The sequence below is a fragment of the Vibrio viridaestus genome (assembly GCF_003856525.1).
GTDB lineage: Bacteria > Pseudomonadota > Gammaproteobacteria > Enterobacterales > Vibrionaceae > Vibrio > Vibrio viridaestus.
In genome coordinates this window covers 87,196-103,200 of record NZ_RJVQ01000002.1, presented here as the reverse complement: position 1 = coordinate 103,200, position 16,005 = coordinate 87,196, and the positions used below count along the sequence as shown (strand labels likewise).

General features: G+C 42.8%; 14 protein-coding genes. 5 read left to right on the top strand and 9 right to left on the bottom strand.

Annotation, left to right across the window (positions count from 1 at the left end; translation table 11 throughout):
• Window positions 1-158: 158 nt before the first annotated feature.
• The gene (gene can, locus EES38_RS04225; RefSeq protein WP_124935945.1) at window positions 159-827 is read left to right on the top strand and encodes a carbonate dehydratase; all 669 of its coding nucleotides are present in this window, start codon (window positions 159-161) and stop codon (window positions 825-827) included.
• A 38-nt stretch (window positions 828-865) separates the two neighbouring features.
• Here the strand turns inward: can and hpt are convergent, their stop codons facing one another.
• Window positions 866-1,396, bottom strand: coding sequence for a hypoxanthine phosphoribosyltransferase (hpt, locus tag EES38_RS04220; protein WP_124935944.1), 531 nt, complete (start codon window positions 1,394-1,396; stop codon window positions 866-868).
• A gap of 290 nt (window positions 1,397-1,686) precedes the next feature.
• Here hpt and EES38_RS04215 point away from each other — a divergent pair, with 290 nt between their 5' ends.
• The gene (locus tag EES38_RS04215) at window positions 1,687-2,307 is read left to right on the top strand and encodes a LuxR/HapR/OpaR family quorum-sensing transcriptional regulator (protein WP_124935943.1); all 621 of its coding nucleotides are present in this window, start codon (window positions 1,687-1,689) and stop codon (window positions 2,305-2,307) included.
• A 70-nt stretch (window positions 2,308-2,377) separates the two neighbouring features.
• Here the strand turns inward: EES38_RS04215 and lpdA are convergent, their stop codons facing one another.
• From lpdA to xerD, 7 genes are all read right to left on the bottom strand, one after another.
• On the bottom strand, window positions 2,378-3,802 hold the full coding sequence (gene lpdA, locus EES38_RS04210; protein ID WP_124935942.1) for a dihydrolipoyl dehydrogenase: 1,425 nt from the start codon (window positions 3,800-3,802) through the stop codon (window positions 2,378-2,380).
• 220 nt (window positions 3,803-4,022) lie between these two features.
• A complete protein-coding gene (aceF, locus tag EES38_RS04205) occupies window positions 4,023-5,891 on the bottom strand; it encodes a pyruvate dehydrogenase complex dihydrolipoyllysine-residue acetyltransferase (protein ID WP_124935941.1) in 1,869 nt (622 codons plus the stop codon).
• Between the two features lie 17 nt (window positions 5,892-5,908).
• Window positions 5,909-8,569 (bottom strand): pyruvate dehydrogenase (acetyl-transferring), homodimeric type, encoded by a 2,661-nt coding sequence (aceE, locus tag EES38_RS04200; protein ID WP_124935940.1) that lies wholly within the window; start codon window positions 8,567-8,569, stop codon window positions 5,909-5,911.
• Window positions 8,570-8,623: 54 nt separating this feature from the next.
• On the bottom strand, window positions 8,624-9,388 hold the full coding sequence (gene pdhR, locus EES38_RS04195) for a pyruvate dehydrogenase complex transcriptional repressor PdhR (RefSeq protein ID WP_124935939.1): 765 nt from the start codon (window positions 9,386-9,388) through the stop codon (window positions 8,624-8,626).
• A gap of 283 nt (window positions 9,389-9,671) precedes the next feature.
• Window positions 9,672-11,411: a single-stranded-DNA-specific exonuclease RecJ gene (gene recJ / locus EES38_RS04190; protein WP_124935938.1), complete on the bottom strand. Its 1,740-nt coding sequence runs from the start codon at window positions 11,409-11,411 to the stop codon at window positions 9,672-9,674.
• Window positions 11,412-11,481: 70 nt separating this feature from the next.
• Window positions 11,482-12,219 carry a bifunctional protein-disulfide isomerase/oxidoreductase DsbC gene (gene dsbC, locus EES38_RS04185; RefSeq protein ID WP_124935937.1) on the bottom strand — a complete coding sequence of 246 codons (738 nt, stop codon included), beginning with the start codon at window positions 12,217-12,219 and terminating at the stop codon, window positions 11,482-11,484.
• A gap of 10 nt (window positions 12,220-12,229) precedes the next feature.
• Window positions 12,230-13,138 carry a site-specific tyrosine recombinase XerD gene (xerD, locus tag EES38_RS04180; protein ID WP_124935936.1) on the bottom strand — a complete coding sequence of 303 codons (909 nt, stop codon included), beginning with the start codon at window positions 13,136-13,138 and terminating at the stop codon, window positions 12,230-12,232.
• A gap of 158 nt (window positions 13,139-13,296) precedes the next feature.
• On the opposite strand from xerD, the gene fldB reads away from it, so the two are divergent.
• Window positions 13,297-13,815 (top strand): flavodoxin FldB, encoded by a 519-nt coding sequence (gene fldB, locus EES38_RS04175; RefSeq protein ID WP_124935935.1) that lies wholly within the window; start codon window positions 13,297-13,299, stop codon window positions 13,813-13,815.
• 5 nt (window positions 13,816-13,820) lie between these two features.
• On the opposite strand, the gene ampD is transcribed toward fldB, so the two are convergent.
• Window positions 13,821-14,372 carry a 1,6-anhydro-N-acetylmuramyl-L-alanine amidase AmpD gene (gene ampD, locus EES38_RS04170; RefSeq protein WP_124935934.1) on the bottom strand — a complete coding sequence of 184 codons (552 nt, stop codon included), beginning with the start codon at window positions 14,370-14,372 and terminating at the stop codon, window positions 13,821-13,823.
• A gap of 123 nt (window positions 14,373-14,495) precedes the next feature.
• On the opposite strand from ampD, the gene nadC reads away from it, so the two are divergent.
• Together nadC and EES38_RS04160 are read left to right on the top strand one after the other, a co-directional pair.
• On the top strand, window positions 14,496-15,386 hold the full coding sequence (gene nadC / locus EES38_RS04165; protein WP_124935933.1) for a carboxylating nicotinate-nucleotide diphosphorylase: 891 nt from the start codon (window positions 14,496-14,498) through the stop codon (window positions 15,384-15,386).
• Window positions 15,387-15,576: 190 nt separating this feature from the next.
• Complete coding sequence (locus tag EES38_RS04160) at window positions 15,577-16,005, top strand: pilin (protein WP_124935932.1); 429 nt, start codon at window positions 15,577-15,579, stop codon at window positions 16,003-16,005.

Here is a 16,005-nt window from a genome sequence, read left to right as displayed (position 1 = left end):
AAGAATGAGTGTGATCTCATTTTACACAAGAACCTGAAATCAAGTTTGTGTATAGTGATTCAGAACACAGAATTACGATCATAAGACTCTTTGATGACCGTTAGATTGTATCGCGAAATGGATTTACCTTCGCAACCATAGCATTCAAGGGATGCAAGATGCCAGAAATAAAACAATTATTCGAGAATAATTCAAAGTGGTCTCAATCTATAAAAGATGAGCAACCAGAATATTTTACTCAACTTGCTCAGGGGCAGAACCCAGACTTTCTCTGGATTGGCTGCTCTGACAGTCGTGTACCAGCAGAACGCCTAACCGGACTTCACTCTGGTGAATTATTCGTTCACCGAAACGTGGCTAATTTAGTCGTCCATACGGATCTTAACTGCCTCTCTGTTGTACAGTACGCGGTGGATGTTTTAAAGGTAAAACACATTATCGTTTGTGGTCACTATGGCTGTGGCGGCGTGAATGCCTCGATTGAAAACCCACAGTTAGGCTTAATAAACAACTGGCTGTTACACATAAGGGACATTTACTTTAAGCATCGTTCTTACCTAGACGCCATGCAAGGCCAAGATAAAGCCGATAAACTGGCAGAACTCAATGTTGCAGAGCAAGTTTATAATATCGGTAATTCGACCATTCTGCAGGGAGCTTGGGAAAGAAACCAAAAAGTAGAACTGCACGGTGTGGTCTACGGTATTGAAGATGGACGTCTCGAGTACCTCGGCGTGAGATGTAATTCACCTCAAACAGTAGAAGAAAACTACCACATTGCGATGGATAAAATTCTCAACAAAAATCACACATTACTCTGTCGATAATCGCCTTCCCCCTGACTTAAGCAGGGGGAAAATTCAGCCTATTCTTGAGGAATAACTTTACCGATAAAAGGTAAATGACGGTATTTCTGAGCATAATCGATGCCCACACCGACGACAAACTCATCAGGAATTTCAAAACCTTTCCATTTCACATCCACATGCACTTCACGGCGTGATGGCTTATCTAAAAGCGTGCAAATTTCTATTGAATTTGGACCGCGAAGAGAAAGTATTTCTTTTACCTTATTAAGAGTATTACCAGTGTCGATAATGTCTTCAACTAATAAGACGTCTTTGCCTTTAATATCATCATCCAGGTCTTTCAAGATACGAACATCTCTGGAACTTTCCATTGAGTTGCCATAACTGGATGCAGTCATAAAATCAACCTGATGAGTCAATTTAATAGCACGGGCTAAATCAGCCATAAAGACGAATGATCCTCTCAGCAAACCAACTAAGACAAGATCATCACTGTTTTTATAATGTTCTGTTATAGCTTTTCCTAGCACTTCTACTCGTTCCTGAACCTCTTGTTCAGAAATCATGACTTCTACAGTGTGTTTCATACCAAGCTCATAATATTTTGTGATCTCGCAGGAGCTTATCCTGCCATTTCAAACGGTAGCGTATAGTATCATTAGTGATAAAAGAGTTAAATCTTTCTTCATTTATCGAGCATTTGCCAAATAATATTCGAAATTCTTACTGATACATAGCATAATTAAGTCAAATTTTATGAAATGGCTTGCTATTAATTGACCAATTTCATATGCACCATTACACTCATAAATAATAAAACATTAATAAAACAATCATTAGAACAACGTTCTTTTCAACGTATTGGCAAGGAATAATTATGGACGCAAAAATAGAAAAACGCCCTAGAACACGGCTGTCTCCCCAAAAGAGGAAGCTTCAATTAATGGAGATAGCACTTGAAGTTTTCGCAAAACGTGGCATTGGTAGAGGCGGACACGCTGATATTGCTGAGATCGCTCAGGTTTCAGTTGCTACTGTATTCAACTACTTCCCAACTCGAGAAGATTTAGTCGATGACGTACTAACTCACGTCGTACATCAGTTCTCAAACTTTCTGGCAGACAATATTGATATTGATGCTTATATCAAAGACAACCTTTATCATCTCTCTCATGAAATGACCAAACTGGTCTTCGAAGATTGCCATTGGTTGAAAGTCTGGTTTGAGTGGAGTACATCAACCCGAGAAGAAGTTTGGCCACTATTCTTATCAAGCAACCATACTAATCGACTACTGATTAAAAACATGTTTACTCGTGCAATTGAGCGTGGCGATGTGAGTGGACATTTTGAGCCAGACCATCTTGCCACGCTGTTTCTTGGTCTCTTCTATGGCTTATTTGTCCAGGCTAACCGCACGAATGATTCAAAATCTGTCGATGAATTAGTGCACAGCTACTTAGATATGTTGTGTATTTATAATCACAAACGCCTATAGGCCGGCATTAAATAGTTAATAAAAAACCGCTTCAATGAAGCGGTTTTTTTACATCTTAGCAAAGAGACGTTTATTTTTTCTTCGCTTTTGCATTTGGAAGGTCAGTGATCGTACCTTCAAATACTTCTGCAGCAAGACCGACTGACTCATGCAACGTTGGGTGAGCGTGAATCGTCAGAGCGATATCTTCCGCATCACAACCCATCTCGATCGCTAGACCAATTTCGCCTAGTAGTTCACCACCGTTAGTACCAACAATGGCACCACCGATAACACGGTGAGTATCTTTATCAAAGATAAGCTTTGTCATACCGTCAGAACAATCTGACGCAATTGCACGACCAGAAGCTGCCCAAGGGAATGTAGAAACTTCATAGTTAATACCTTCCGCTTTTGCTTCTTTTTCAGTCTTACCAACCCAAGCGACTTCTGGCTCAGTGTAAGCAATTGAAGGAATCACTTTAGGATCGAAGTAATGTTTCTTACCAGCAATAACTTCTGCAGCCACGTGGCCTTCATGCACACCTTTGTGAGCCAACATTGGTTGACCAACGATATCACCAATCGCAAAGATATTAGGTACATTAGTACGCATTTGCTTGTCAACATTGATGAAACCGCGATCATCTACTGTTAGACCGGCTTTTTCAGCATCCAAAAGTTTACCATTTGGCACACGACCAATAGCCACAAGAACAGCATCGTAACGCTCAGGTTCTGCTGGCGCTTTTTTGCCTTCCATTGAAACATAGATACCATCTTCTTTTGCTTCAACAGCCGTTACTTTTGTTTCTAGCATCAGGTTAAATTTATCTTTGATGCGTTTAGTAAACACTTTAACGATGTCTTTATCTGCAGCAGGAATCACTTGATCAAACATTTCTACTACGTCGATCTGTGAACCTAGAGAATGGTATACAGTACCCATTTCAAGGCCAATGATACCGCCACCCATAATCAGCATTTTTCCAGGAACTTCTTTAAGTTCCAGAGCGTCTGTTGAATCCCAAATACGAGGATCTTCATGAGGAATAAATGGCAGTTTGATAGGACGAGAACCCGCAGCAATGATTGCATTGTCGAAGTTCACAACAGTTTTACCTTCATCACCCTCAACTTCAATTGAGTTTGAGCTAGTAAATTTACCAGTACCATTTACAACAGTAACTTTACGCATTTTTGCCATACCAGCTAGACCACCGGTCAGCTGATTAATAACTTTTTCTTTCCACAGACGGATTTTATCAATGTCTGTTGATGGTTCGCCGAACACGATACCGTGTTGCGCTAAGGCTTTTGCTTCTTCGATGACTTTAGCAACGTGAAGTAAAGCTTTAGATGGAATACAACCAACGTTTAGACATACACCACCTAGCGTGTTGTATTTTTCGATTAGAACGGTTTCTAGACCTAAATCTGCGCAACGGAAAGCGGCAGAGTAACCAGCAGGACCCGCACCAAGTACAACAACTTGGGCTTTGATTTCTTTGCTCATTGTGACCTCTTGTAGTCATTATCCCTTACAGGCTGAATGGGAGGGCTTATAGTTTTTTGGAACGACTATTCAAACCATAACAGTTTACAGAGATGTTAATGGTATGAAAAGAAAAACCCCTAAGCCTGTGAGCCGACCAACAATTCAACTGACATTACTTTCAATACGTTAGTTGGTCTTATATCTACTAACAAGGCGGCTAAAGCCGCCTTGTTCTATTTTATAGTACTAGACGACGGATATCGCTTAGACAACCGTTCAAGTACGTGATGAAGCGCGCACCTTCTGCACCGTCAATAACTCGGTGGTCATAAGACAGAGAAAGAGGAAGCTGTAGACGAGGAACGAAATCTTTACCATTCCATACAGGTTTCATCTCTGACTTAGATACACCCAGAATAGCCACTTCTGGCGCATTAACGATAGGTGTGAATGCTGTACCACCCAAGCCACCTAGGCTAGAGATAGTGAAACAACCACCCTGCATATCAGATGCAGTTAACTTACCAGCACGTGCTTTCTTAGATACAGCCATTAGCTCTTCTGATAATTCGTAGATGCCTTTCTTATTCACATCTTTGAATACAGGAACAACAAGACCATTTGGTGTATCAACAGCGATACCAATGTTCACGTACTTCTTAAGAATTAGGTTTTCACCATCTTCAGAAAGAGAAGAGTTGAATGATGGGAACGCTTCTAAGGCTTTTGCCGCTGCTTTCATGATGAACACAAGTGGAGTGATCTTCATGCCAGTATCTTTCTTCGCTTCAATCGCATTCTGTTCTTTACGGAATGCTTCAAGTTCAGTGATATCTGCGTTATCCCATTGAGTCACGTGAGGAATCATTACCCAGTTACGAGCAAGGTTCGCACCCGAAATCTTCTTAATACGAGATAATGGCTTAGTTTCAGTTTCACCAAATTTGCTGAAATCAACTTTTGGCCAAGGAAGAAGACCGAGACCAGCTCCATCACCTTTGCCTGAAGCAGCACCAGACTCAAGACGTTTCAGAGCTTCTTTCACGTAGTTCTGTACATCTTCTTTCTGGATACGGCTCTTACGACCAGTGCCTTTCACTTTTGCTAGGTTAACACCGAACTCACGAGCAAGACGACGTACTACTGGAGACGCGTGTGCGTATTCGTTGTTTTCTTGGAAATCACCAGCTGGAGCACTTGCTGCAGGAGCTGCCTTTGGCGCTTCCGCTTTTGCTGGAGCCGCAGCTGGAGCACTTGCTGCTGGTGCAGCTGCAGGCGCTGAACCGGCAACTTCGAATACCATGATTAGTGAACCAGTCGATACTTTATCACCAGCTGCAATCTTGATTTCTTTCACTTTACCAGCGAATGGTGCAGGTACTTCCATTGAAGCTTTGTCACCTTCAACCGTGATTAGAGATTGCTCTTCTTCGATAGAATCGCCAACCGCTACCATGATTTCAGTAACTTCAACTTCATCACCACCAATATCTGGTACATGAACTTCTTTATCTGCTGCAGCTACTGGCGCTGCTGGCGCGGCTTCCGCTGCTGGAGCAGGCGCTGCCGCACCAGAACCCGCAACTTCAAATACCATGATTAAAGAACCAGTCGATACTTTATCACCGGCAGCAATTTTAATTTCTTTTAGAGTACCCGCGAATGGTGCAGGTACTTCCATTGAAGCTTTGTCACCTTCAACCGTGATTAGAGATTGCTCTTCTTCGATAGAATCGCCAACCGCTACCATGATTTCAGTAACTTCAACTTCGTCACCACCGATATCCGGTACGTGAACTTCTTTTAGCTCTGCCGCAGCCGGTGCAGCTGCAGCTGGCGCTTCTGTAGCAGAAGCTGGTGCCGCAGCACCCGCTTCTTCAGCTTCAAAAATCATAATTAGAGAGCCAGTTGAAACTTTGTCACCTTCAACGACTTTAATCTCTTTAACAACACCAGCGTGAGACGCAGGAACTTCCATTGAAGCCTTATCGCCTTCCACTGTAATTAGAGACTGTTCTTCTTCAACTTTGTCACCAACGCTTACAAGAATCTCAGTAACTTCAACCTCATCCGCACCGATGTCTGGTACATTAATTTCGATTGCCATTGCTCTTTCCTACCTCATTAAGCGTATAGTGGGTTTGTTTTTTGTGTATCGATGTCGAATTTCTTAATTGCTTCTGCTACTACAGATTTTTCGACATCTCCGCGTTTAGCTAGCTCAGTAAGAGCAGCTACAACAACGTAGCCTGCGTTCACTTCAAAGTGACGACGTAGGTTTTCACGACTATCTGAACGACCGAAGCCATCAGTACCAAGTACTTTGTATGACTCAGCAGGGATATACGCACGAACTTGTTCTGCGTAGTTTTTCATGTAGTCTGTCGCTGCGATTGCAGGTTCAGTACCCATAACCTGAGTGATGTACGGTACTTTTTCTTCAGCTTCAGGGTTTAGCATGTTTTCACGCTCGATCGCCTGACCTTCACGAGTTAGCTCGTTGAACGACGTCACTGAGTAAACATCAGACGCAATACCGTACTCTTCGCTTAGAATCGTTGCCGCTTTGCGTACTTCGTTCATGATAGTACCTGAACTCATTAGCTGAACTTTTGCTTTATCACCAGCGTGAGTTTCTAACTTATAGATACCCTTACGAATGCCTTCTTCTGCGCCTTCTGGCATAGCTGGCATATCGTAGTTTTCGTTCATCAGAGTCAAGTAGTAGTAAATATTTTCCTGCTCACCGTACATACGACGGATACCATCCTGAACGATAACTGCAACTTCATAAGCGAATGTTGGATCGTAAGAAATACAGTTAGGAATCGTATTTGCTTGGATGTGAGAATGACCATCTTCGTGTTGAAGACCTTCACCATTCAGTGTTGTACGACCAGCAGTACCACCTAGAAGGAAGCCACGAGCTTGTTGGTCACCAGCCATCCATGCCATATCACCTACACGTTGGAAGCCAAACATTGAGTAGTAGATATAGAATGGGATCATTGGTAGATCGTTTGTGCTGTATGATGTTGCAGCCGCTACCCATGATGACATCGCACCCAGTTCGTTGATACCTTCCTGAAGAACCTGACCCGATGTATCTTCTTTGTAATAAGAAACGACACCGCGGTCTTCTGGAGTGTATGTTTGACCATGTGGGTTATAGATACCGATTTGACGGAACAAACCTTCCATACCAAATGTACGCGCTTCATCAGCAATAATAGGAACAATGTTCTTACCGATGTTTTTGTTCTTAAGAAGTACATTAAGAGTACGAACAAACGCCATTGTTGAAGAGATTTCACGTTTCTGTGCTTCAAGCAGAGGCTTGAATTCTTCAAGTTCAGGAACAATCAGTTCTTCAGTAAAGTTTGGCAGACGCTGAGGAGTGTAACCATGCAACGCTTTACGGCGAGCATGTAGGTATTCGTACTCAGCAGAGCCTTCTTCCAATTGTAGATAAGGCAGAGAGTTAACTGCTTCATCAGAAATTAGGTCCTGAAGGCCAAGACGATCACGTAGATGAACAACGTGAGTCATGTCCATTTTCTTAACCTGGTGAGCAATGTTCTTGCCTTCGGCAGCTTCACCCATGCCGTATCCTTTAACTGTTTTAGCAAGGATTACAGTTGGTTTGCCTTTCGTGTCTTGAGCATTTTTGAATGCAGCATAAAGCTTAGATGTCTCATGACCACCACGCTTAAGGGCAAAAATCTCATCATCAGTCATGTCTGCAACAAGAGCTGCAGTCTCTGGGTATTTACCAAAGAAGTGCTCGCGAACGTATGCGCCATCTTTTGATTTGAACGTTTGGTAATCACCATCGATAGTTTCATTCATTAGCTGAAGAAGCTTACCAGATGTGTCTTTCGCAAGTAGAGTATCCCAGTTGTTACCCCAAATAACTTTAACAACGTTCCAACCAGCACCTTTGAATAGACCTTCAAGTTCTTGAATGATCTTACCGTTACCCATAACAGGTCCATCAAGACGCTGAAGGTTACAGTTGATAACAAAGCATAGGTTGTCTAGTTTTTCACGAGCAGCGAAAGAAATAGCACCACGTGATTCTGGCTCATCCATCTCACCATCGCCAAGGAACGCATATACACGCTGTTCTGACGTATCTTTAAGTCCACGACCGTCCAGATATTTAAGGAAACGAGCTTGATAAATTGACGCGATTGGACCAAGACCCATAGATACTGTTGGGAATTGCCAGAATTCAGGCATCAATTTAGGGTGTGGGTATGACGACAGGCCTTTACCATCAACTTCCTGACGGAAGCTATCAAGTTGCGCTTCAGTCAAGCGACCTTCAACGAATGCACGCGCATAAATCCCTGGTGAGATGTGACCTTGATAGTAAACGAGATCGCCACCGTCTTTTTCGTTAGGAGCACGGAAAAAGTGGTTGAAGCAAGTTTCGTAGAATGCTGCAGAAGACTGGAATGAAGCCATGTGGCCACCCAATTCAAGATCTTTCTTCGATGCACGAAGAACAATCATAATAGCATTCCAACGGATAATAGAACGAATACGGCGTTCTAAAGTCGTGTCACCAGGGTAAGCTGGCTCTTGGTTTGACGGGATCGTGTTGATGTAGTTAGTTGTCGTTCCAGTCGGTAAATCTACACCGTCTAGGCTCGCTTTTTCTAAAACTTGCTCTAGCAAGAACTGAGCGCGTTCTACACCTTCTTCACGTACAACGGATTCCAGAGCTTCTAACCACTCTTGAGTTTCCAGTGCATCTACGTCATGCTTCATGTCAGACATGGCGATCTTTCCTTTTGTTGGTTTGATCTAAACAAACAAGTAACGATTAAAAACTTAATTGTTACTCTGCTGAATACGCCTTAAAGAGCGCTCTCGACGAGTCTCTTCCCGATCCAAATCCAGCAACGTTTCTTCTATGAAAGCTAAATGAGAATGTGACATTTCGCGCGCTTTCTCCGGCTCGCCAGAAACAATCGCATCCACGATGTTAGCTCTATGCTTGCTTACTTTCTCCACCACTTCAGGGCGGCGACGTAACAATTGAAAATTTTGAAGAACATTTTGCTCAAGCAGAGGGGCGAGACTGCGGACAATATGCAGGAGAACCATGTTGTGAGTTGATTCTGCTAGTGTGATCAAAAAGATCATGACTTCAGCAGATTCTGCTTCTACATCATGTGTTTTTTGTTTGTCCCCAATACGCTCTAAACACGCTTGTATACGAGCAAAGTCTTCTTCTGTACCACGCAATGCTGCGAAATAAGCAGAAATACCTTCTAAAGCATGTCTAGCCTCAAGTACATCGAGCTGAGTCTCTGAGTGACTTGACAATAAATTTAGCAGAGGATCGGAAAAGCTGGACCAAATTCGTTCACTTACATACGTACCACCCCCTTGGCGGCGTGTAAGTAATCCTTTGGCTTCCAATCTCTGAATGGCTTCTCTAACGGAAGGGCGAGATACATCAAACTGCTTTGCAAGCTCGCGCTCAGGAAGAAGCTTCTGCCCTGAGGACAAAGTTCCTTCCAGAATCAGCCTTTCTAACTCCTGTTCGATAGCGTCAGAAAGTTTGGGCTGTCTAATCCTTTGATAGGCCATAGATAATGATTCTTCTTGTAATTATTTCTACAGGCAATTGGTAATACCAATTATAAGTTTGGTGCAGAAACTAACATAAGACCAAGACTAGTGTCCAGATAAAAGTTGACCGAAATCATAGAACTAATGAATAACGCACATAATTTTAACATTTCACCCCACACAAACGGGGGTAAATGTTAATAAAACAGCGAAGATAAATGACAAAAGGTTATATATAAAATGGGCTATATATCCAAATGGTAAATAAAATTGATTCCACAAATGCAATCTTATCTACCATTTACTTCGCTTCAAGATGTTCAACCATAAGCTGAAGAGACTGGTTTCCACGAAACTCATTAATATCGAGTCGATACGCGATTCTTACCGTATTGACGGAAGCATCAGGCCAGCGACGCACATCAATATTAAATGCGATAGCATCAACCATCTGATGTGTTGAATGCCCCTTAAATAGTGGCTCAAGCATTAACTTGAGATGCTTTTCTCCCACCAGTTTTTGGTGCAGAACTTTGAATTCACCATCAAATATTGGCTCAGGAAAACCTTGTCCCCAGGGCCCACCCTGACGAATCACTTCCGCAGTGCTCATAGAAAGCTCTTCGGGTTGAAGCTCTCCATCCGATAGAACAACACCGCGCAGAGCTCCTTCATCCAGAGAACGCTCGACGTGCTGATCAAACAAGCGCGAAAACTCCTCGAATCTGTCCTCAGCAATTGAAAGACCAGCAGCCATCGCATGACCACCAAACTTAAGAATGATGCCCGGGCTTTTCGTATCAATAACGTCCAATGCATCACGCATGTGGAACCCTGGAATCGAGCGACACGAGCCTTTTAAAATCCCCTCGCCTGCATCTGCAAACGCAATAACCGGACGATGAAAACTTTCTTTGATTCTCGATGCCAAAATGCCAATAACGCCCTGGTGCCAATCACGTTGAAATAAAACAATTCCGTAAGGTAAAGACTTTCCTTCACCGAACTGCAATCGCTCACAAAACGCCATTGCTTCCTGTTTCATACCCGCTTCGATCTCTTTGCGCGTTTGATTTAATCCATCAAGCTCATTTGCCATACGCCTAGCAGCATGAATATTGTCACTAAGAAGCAGCTCTACCCCAAACGACATATCATCCAGTCGTCCAGCTGCATTGATTCTAGGTCCCAATGCAAAACCAAAGTCAGCTGCAATCAACTTTTTTGCGTCTCGCTTTGCCACTTCAATCAGTGCCTGAATCCCAGGTCTAGCATAGCCAGAACGGATTCTCTGTAATCCCTGATGAACTAAAATTCGATTATTTTTATCTAATGGCACAACATCAGCTACCGTACCAAGCGCTACTAAATCGACTAATTCCATTAGTTTTGGTTCTGCCATGCCTTGCTGCTTGAACCACCCATTTTTTCTCATATACACGCACAACGCCATCATGAGGTAAAATGCGACACCAACACCAGCTAACGATTTGGACGGGAAATGGCACCCATCCAAATTAGGATTCACCATCGCATCGGCGTCAGGTAGTATATCTCCTGGTAAATGATGATCAGTCACAATAACAGTGATGCCATTTTGTTTGGCATAACGAACGCCTTCGATAGAAGATACGCCATTATCTACGGTCATAATGACTTCTGCCTGCATCGTAATCGCTTGATCAACCACTTCTGGACTTAAGCCGTATCCGTCTTCAAATCGATTTGGCACCAGGTAATCAACATTATGACTACCCAACATTCTCAAAGCTAAAACAGAGAGCGCAGAGCTTGTCGCACCATCAGCATCAAAATCCCCAACGACGATAATCCGCTTCTGCTTTTGCACTGATTCAAACAGTAACTCTACCGCCAACTCAATGCCATTAAGCTCCTGATAAGAATGCAGAGAGCGAACTCCCCTATCAAGTTGCTCAACTTGAGTGATACCTCTGTGCGAGTATATTCGGCGCAGAATTTCAGGAATATCTGTAGGTAGCGATGACATATCGCTTTCGGGTCTTCGGGTGATTTCTATCATATAGTTTCGGCCCCCGATTAAAAGGACCGCTCATGGTACGACTGATATGGTTTAAAGAATTTAAATATAATTACATGTCTTGTAGACGTTTCAGAAGCTGCTCTGGTGGAAGGTATCCACCAATCATCATACCATTAGGTAAGAAGATTGCGGGGGTACCAGCAACACCCAGTTCACGTCCTAAATTATGCTGATCTGCCACTTTCTTTTGGCAGCTCGCAAAGTTTGCGTTTTTGGCAGGCAACTTTCGATCACTCTCTACGGTGTTATACGCCGCTTCTTTATCATCGGCGCACCAGATTGTCGCCATTTGGTCTGCAACCTGCCCAGTAGCTCCCTGACGAGGAAATGCGAGGTAACGTACCGTGATACCTAAATCATTATACTGCTGCATCTGGCCGTGAAGTCTTGAACAGTATCCACACGTAATATCCGTAAAAATGGTAACAATGTATTTTTCGTCTTTCGCTTTGTAGACGATCATATCATCAGCAAACTGATTAATTTTATCTGCATTTAGAGGGGCTTGTCGTTTAGCAATGACATCATCATACGTTCCGTCACTATTAAACTGGTACAACGTCCCTGCAATAAAATAGTCCCCCTTGGGAGTAGAGAAAATAACGCCACCACTCGTCTGTACTTCCAACAAACCATCAATATCTGAAGGCTTAATTTCATTCACTGTTACACCCAGTTTTTGAAATTTTTTAGTGAGTTCTTGTTTATTAAAATCAGCCGCTTGTGACGCAAAACTGACAGCAAAAATAGACAACGTAATCGTAAGTATCTGGCGTAATAAACGCATGTATTCACCTTTAGGCTCTTGGATGATGATCATGGTGGATCTGTTTTAATCGTTCTGTTGCTACATGAGTATAAATTTGAGTTGTCGATAAGTCACTATGACCTAATAACATCTGTACGACCCTCAGATCAGCTCCATGGTTCAACAAATGCGTTGCAAAAGCATGCCTTAATACATGAGGAGAAAGCAACTCTACATCAATTCCAGCGATCACAGCATAATGCTTGATTCGATGCCAAAATGTTTGTCTGGTCATCACTCGAGCACGTTTACTCGGGAACACAACATCAGATGTTTGCTCCCCCAGTAGCGTTGGCCGGCCCTGTTTCAAAAAGCGCTCGATCCATTCAATCGCATTTTCACCCATAGGAACTAAACGCTCTTTACCCCCTTTGCCCACAACCCTAACTAATCCCTGACGTAAACTCATATTTTCCATAGTTAACGTCACAAGTTCAGAGACACGCAAACCCGTCGCGTAAAGCAACTCCAACATGGCTTTATCTCTTAGCTCAATCGGATCGGAAATATTAGGCGACTTTAATAAATCATCAACCTGCTCTTCGGTTAAGTCTTTAGGTAATCGTTTCGGTAGCTTTGGCGTTATAAGAAGAGCGCTGGGATCATCCGCCCTCACTTTCTGACGGTGTAAGTATTGAAATAGTCGCCGAATCGCAGATAGCATTCTCGCACGGCTAGTTTGCTTGTAGTCTTTATCCATTAGCCAAGCTTGGTAGTCCTGCAGCCCAGAGAGACTGATAAACGAGAGACGATAATTCTTCGCTTCCATCCACTCTAAAAGTTTGTATAAGTCGTTTCGATACGAGTCCATTGTATTCTGCGATAACCCTCTTTCTAACCATAGGTTATCTAAAAACTCGTCCACTATATCTTGTTCTGTAAATACTTTATCCGACACACTTTTTCTCGAATCAACACAGTGATACCTAAGTTAATACCAATCAGAACGCATTGTGAAGAGAAATACTGATTTTATTTACAGTATTTCTCGTTTCCTTGTGAGTCGATTCCTATCAGGGTAGAATTCGCTCAACACAAGAACAGATGCAAATCAGTATGAAAATTGGTCTTTTTTACGGTTCAACAACCTGCTATACCGAGATGGCAGCGGAAAAAATTCGCGGCATTATTGGTGAAGACATTGTCGATATCTACAATGTCAAAGAAACATCGCTCGACCTAATGGAAGAATACGACCTCCTTATTCTTGGGATTTCGACCTGGGACTTTGGTGAAATTCAGGAGGACTGGGCCGCTATCTGGGATAAGGTATCCAAACCCAATCTTACCGGTAAAACCGTCGCTTTATTCGGCCTTGGTGATCAGGAAGGATACGGAGAATGGTACCTTGATGCCATGGGCCTGCTTCATGATGAGCTAAAACCGACAGGCGTCAATTTCATCGGCTACTGGTCGGTTGAAGGTTATGACTTTGAAGCATCAAAAGCTCTGACAGAGAATGGGACACAGTTTGTAGGTCTGGCACTGGATGAAGACTCACAATACGAACTGAGTGATGAGCGCATCGAGAGCTGGGTAGAACAAATTTTGGTTGAGTATCACGACTCTCTATAAGTTATCTAGGTCGATGATTTAAGCATCGACCTATACTTTGCCCAGTCAAACGTTAATCCCGGATCACTTTTACGCAAAGGTGCAATATATTGATGCCCTGTGATTCGATCGTCAGTGATCGACGGATAGCGATGCTGTATCGCTTGCGTCAAGTTTAACAAAGACTGGTATTGAGCGTCTGTATAGCTAATCCATTCAGACCCTTCCAGTTCAATACCAATAGAGTAGTCATTACACTTGCTTCTTCCAGCAAAACTTGAAACGCCTGCATGCCATGCCCGGTGTTGAAAAGAGACAAACTGAACAATTTCACCGTCACGTCGGATCAAGCAGTGGGCAGATACACGAAATGGCGCTATCCGAGCAAAAAACGAGTGTTCATCAGGATTCAGTTTTCCAGTAAACAGCTGTTCGATATATGGACCACCAAATTGGCCAGGCGGTAGACTAATGTTATGCACCACCAGCAATGAAATATCATTCTGCGCCTCTCTTTGATCAAAGTGAGGTGATGCTACTTTTCTTGCTTGCACATACCAACCATCTTTATCTATCATTTTTTACTCGCTTTACTTGGTGAAAAAACCAACGTTGATTCACTAATATTTGATTTTTGTGGCTGAATTTAAGTAAGCGTAAGCGTATCATTTGACTCCTGTCCAACCAATACCGAATTTGTGATGAAAGAGAAACACGATAGCCAGGCTCGTTTAGACTACCTGAAAACTCAACTCCCTATTGACATAAAAAGAAGCGTCTCCGATGCGTTAAAAGAAGATTTGGGTGGCACACTCGAAGCCTCATCTGACATTACTGCAAGTCTGATTCCAGCAGAACAGCAAAATATTGCGACACTCATTACTCGCGAACATGGTGTTTTCTGTGGTAAGGAATGGGCCGAGGAAGTGTTTCATCAACTAGGCGGTGAAGTCACAATTGATTGGTTTGTGGACGATGGCGATACAATTGAGCCTAATCAGAAATTATGCGAACTAAGAGGCCCTTCTAGAGCGCTCCTAACGGGTGAGCGAAACGCGATGAACTTTATTCAGACATTATCTGGTTGTGCAACTCAGGTGGCGACTTACGTTAAAGCGCTGGAAGGAACTCAATGTCGTTTGCTCGATACCAGAAAAACCATTCCTGGATTGCGCAACGCACTAAAATACGCCGTGTCTTGCGGTGGCGGTTTTAACCATCGTGTCGGTGTTTTTGATGCTTATCTGATAAAAGAAAACCATATCATCGCCTGTGGTGGTATTCGAAAAACGATAGAAACCGCAAAGCAGCTTAACCCAGGAAAACCAGTCGAAGTCGAAACTGAATCGCTTGAAGAGCTCGCGGAAGCGATTGATTCTGGTGCCGATATCATCATGCTTGATAACTTTACCCGCGACATGATGGTAGAAGCAGTCAATATTAATGCTGGTAGAGCAGCTCTTGAGACATCAGGTAATGTCACTATGGAGACGTTGCGTGAATACGCTTTGACAGGTGTGGATTATATTTCGGTGGGTGCATTAACTAAGCATATTAGAGCGCTTGACCTTTCAATGCGTTTTCAACAATAACCCATGAATATACTTACAGCAGGGAGGTTTTTACCTCTCTGTTTTTGTTAACATCATCGATTTTTCTCTGAGAGTAATTGTCTTGTAAGTTTCAAATCATCCCATACTTATTCTTAACCGCTGCACTTCCACTCCTCTGTTATATTTTTATTTTCTATCTTGATTTCACCCAACGAGATAGGAGTAAAAAATGAAAACCACATCCAATAAACAACGCGGTTTTACCTTAATAGAGCTGATGGTTGTCGTCGCAATTATTGGTATTCTCTCAGCAGTAGCGATCCCAGCCTACAGTCAGCATACAAAAAAATCAGAAGTCAGTGTTGCCATGAATACAACCAGCTCTCTTATTACTAATATTGAGTTAGAAATTCAGACCAACGGCTCATTTCCTACTGATTTTAGTAAAATCGGAGCTACCGAAGATATGAGTTCCTTAGGTAAATTAACCCTCACCCAGAACAAAACAACCCTAACCGATGGTAACGTCACTTTTACATTTGACTCTGATTCGTCTGTAAATGGTAGTACTCTGGTTTACACCAAATCAGGAAATAGCTGGGCATGCACGCACACTACTGGAATTGAAACCAAGGGTTGCACTAAGGCGAAGATTTAA

Coding starts and splice junctions, on each gene's coding strand:
- EES38_RS04160 (WP_124935932.1), top strand. CDS start 15,577: ATGAAAACCACATCCAATAAACAACGCGGTTTTACCTTAATAGAGCTG.
- EES38_RS04215 (WP_124935943.1), top strand. CDS start 1,687: ATGGACGCAAAAATAGAAAAACGCCCTAGAACACGGCTGTCTCCCCAA.
- aceE (WP_124935940.1), bottom strand. CDS start 8,569: ATGTCTGACATGAAGCATGACGTAGATGCACTGGAAACTCAAGAGTGG.
- aceF (WP_124935941.1), bottom strand. CDS start 5,891: ATGGCAATCGAAATTAATGTACCAGACATCGGTGCGGATGAGGTTGAA.
- fldB (WP_124935935.1), top strand. CDS start 13,297: ATGAAAATTGGTCTTTTTTACGGTTCAACAACCTGCTATACCGAGATG.
- lpdA (WP_124935942.1), bottom strand. CDS start 3,802: ATGAGCAAAGAAATCAAAGCCCAAGTTGTTGTACTTGGTGCGGGTCCT.
- dsbC (WP_124935937.1), bottom strand. CDS start 12,219: ATGCGTTTATTACGCCAGATACTTACGATTACGTTGTCTATTTTTGCT.
- ampD (WP_124935934.1), bottom strand. CDS start 14,372: ATGATAGATAAAGATGGTTGGTATGTGCAAGCAAGAAAAGTAGCATCA.
- pdhR (WP_124935939.1), bottom strand. CDS start 9,388: ATGGCCTATCAAAGGATTAGACAGCCCAAACTTTCTGACGCTATCGAA.
- nadC (WP_124935933.1), top strand. CDS start 14,496: ATGAAAGAGAAACACGATAGCCAGGCTCGTTTAGACTACCTGAAAACT.
- can (WP_124935945.1), top strand. CDS start 159: ATGCCAGAAATAAAACAATTATTCGAGAATAATTCAAAGTGGTCTCAA.
- recJ (WP_124935938.1), bottom strand. CDS start 11,411: ATGATAGAAATCACCCGAAGACCCGAAAGCGATATGTCATCGCTACCT.
- hpt (WP_124935944.1), bottom strand. CDS start 1,396: ATGAAACACACTGTAGAAGTCATGATTTCTGAACAAGAGGTTCAGGAA.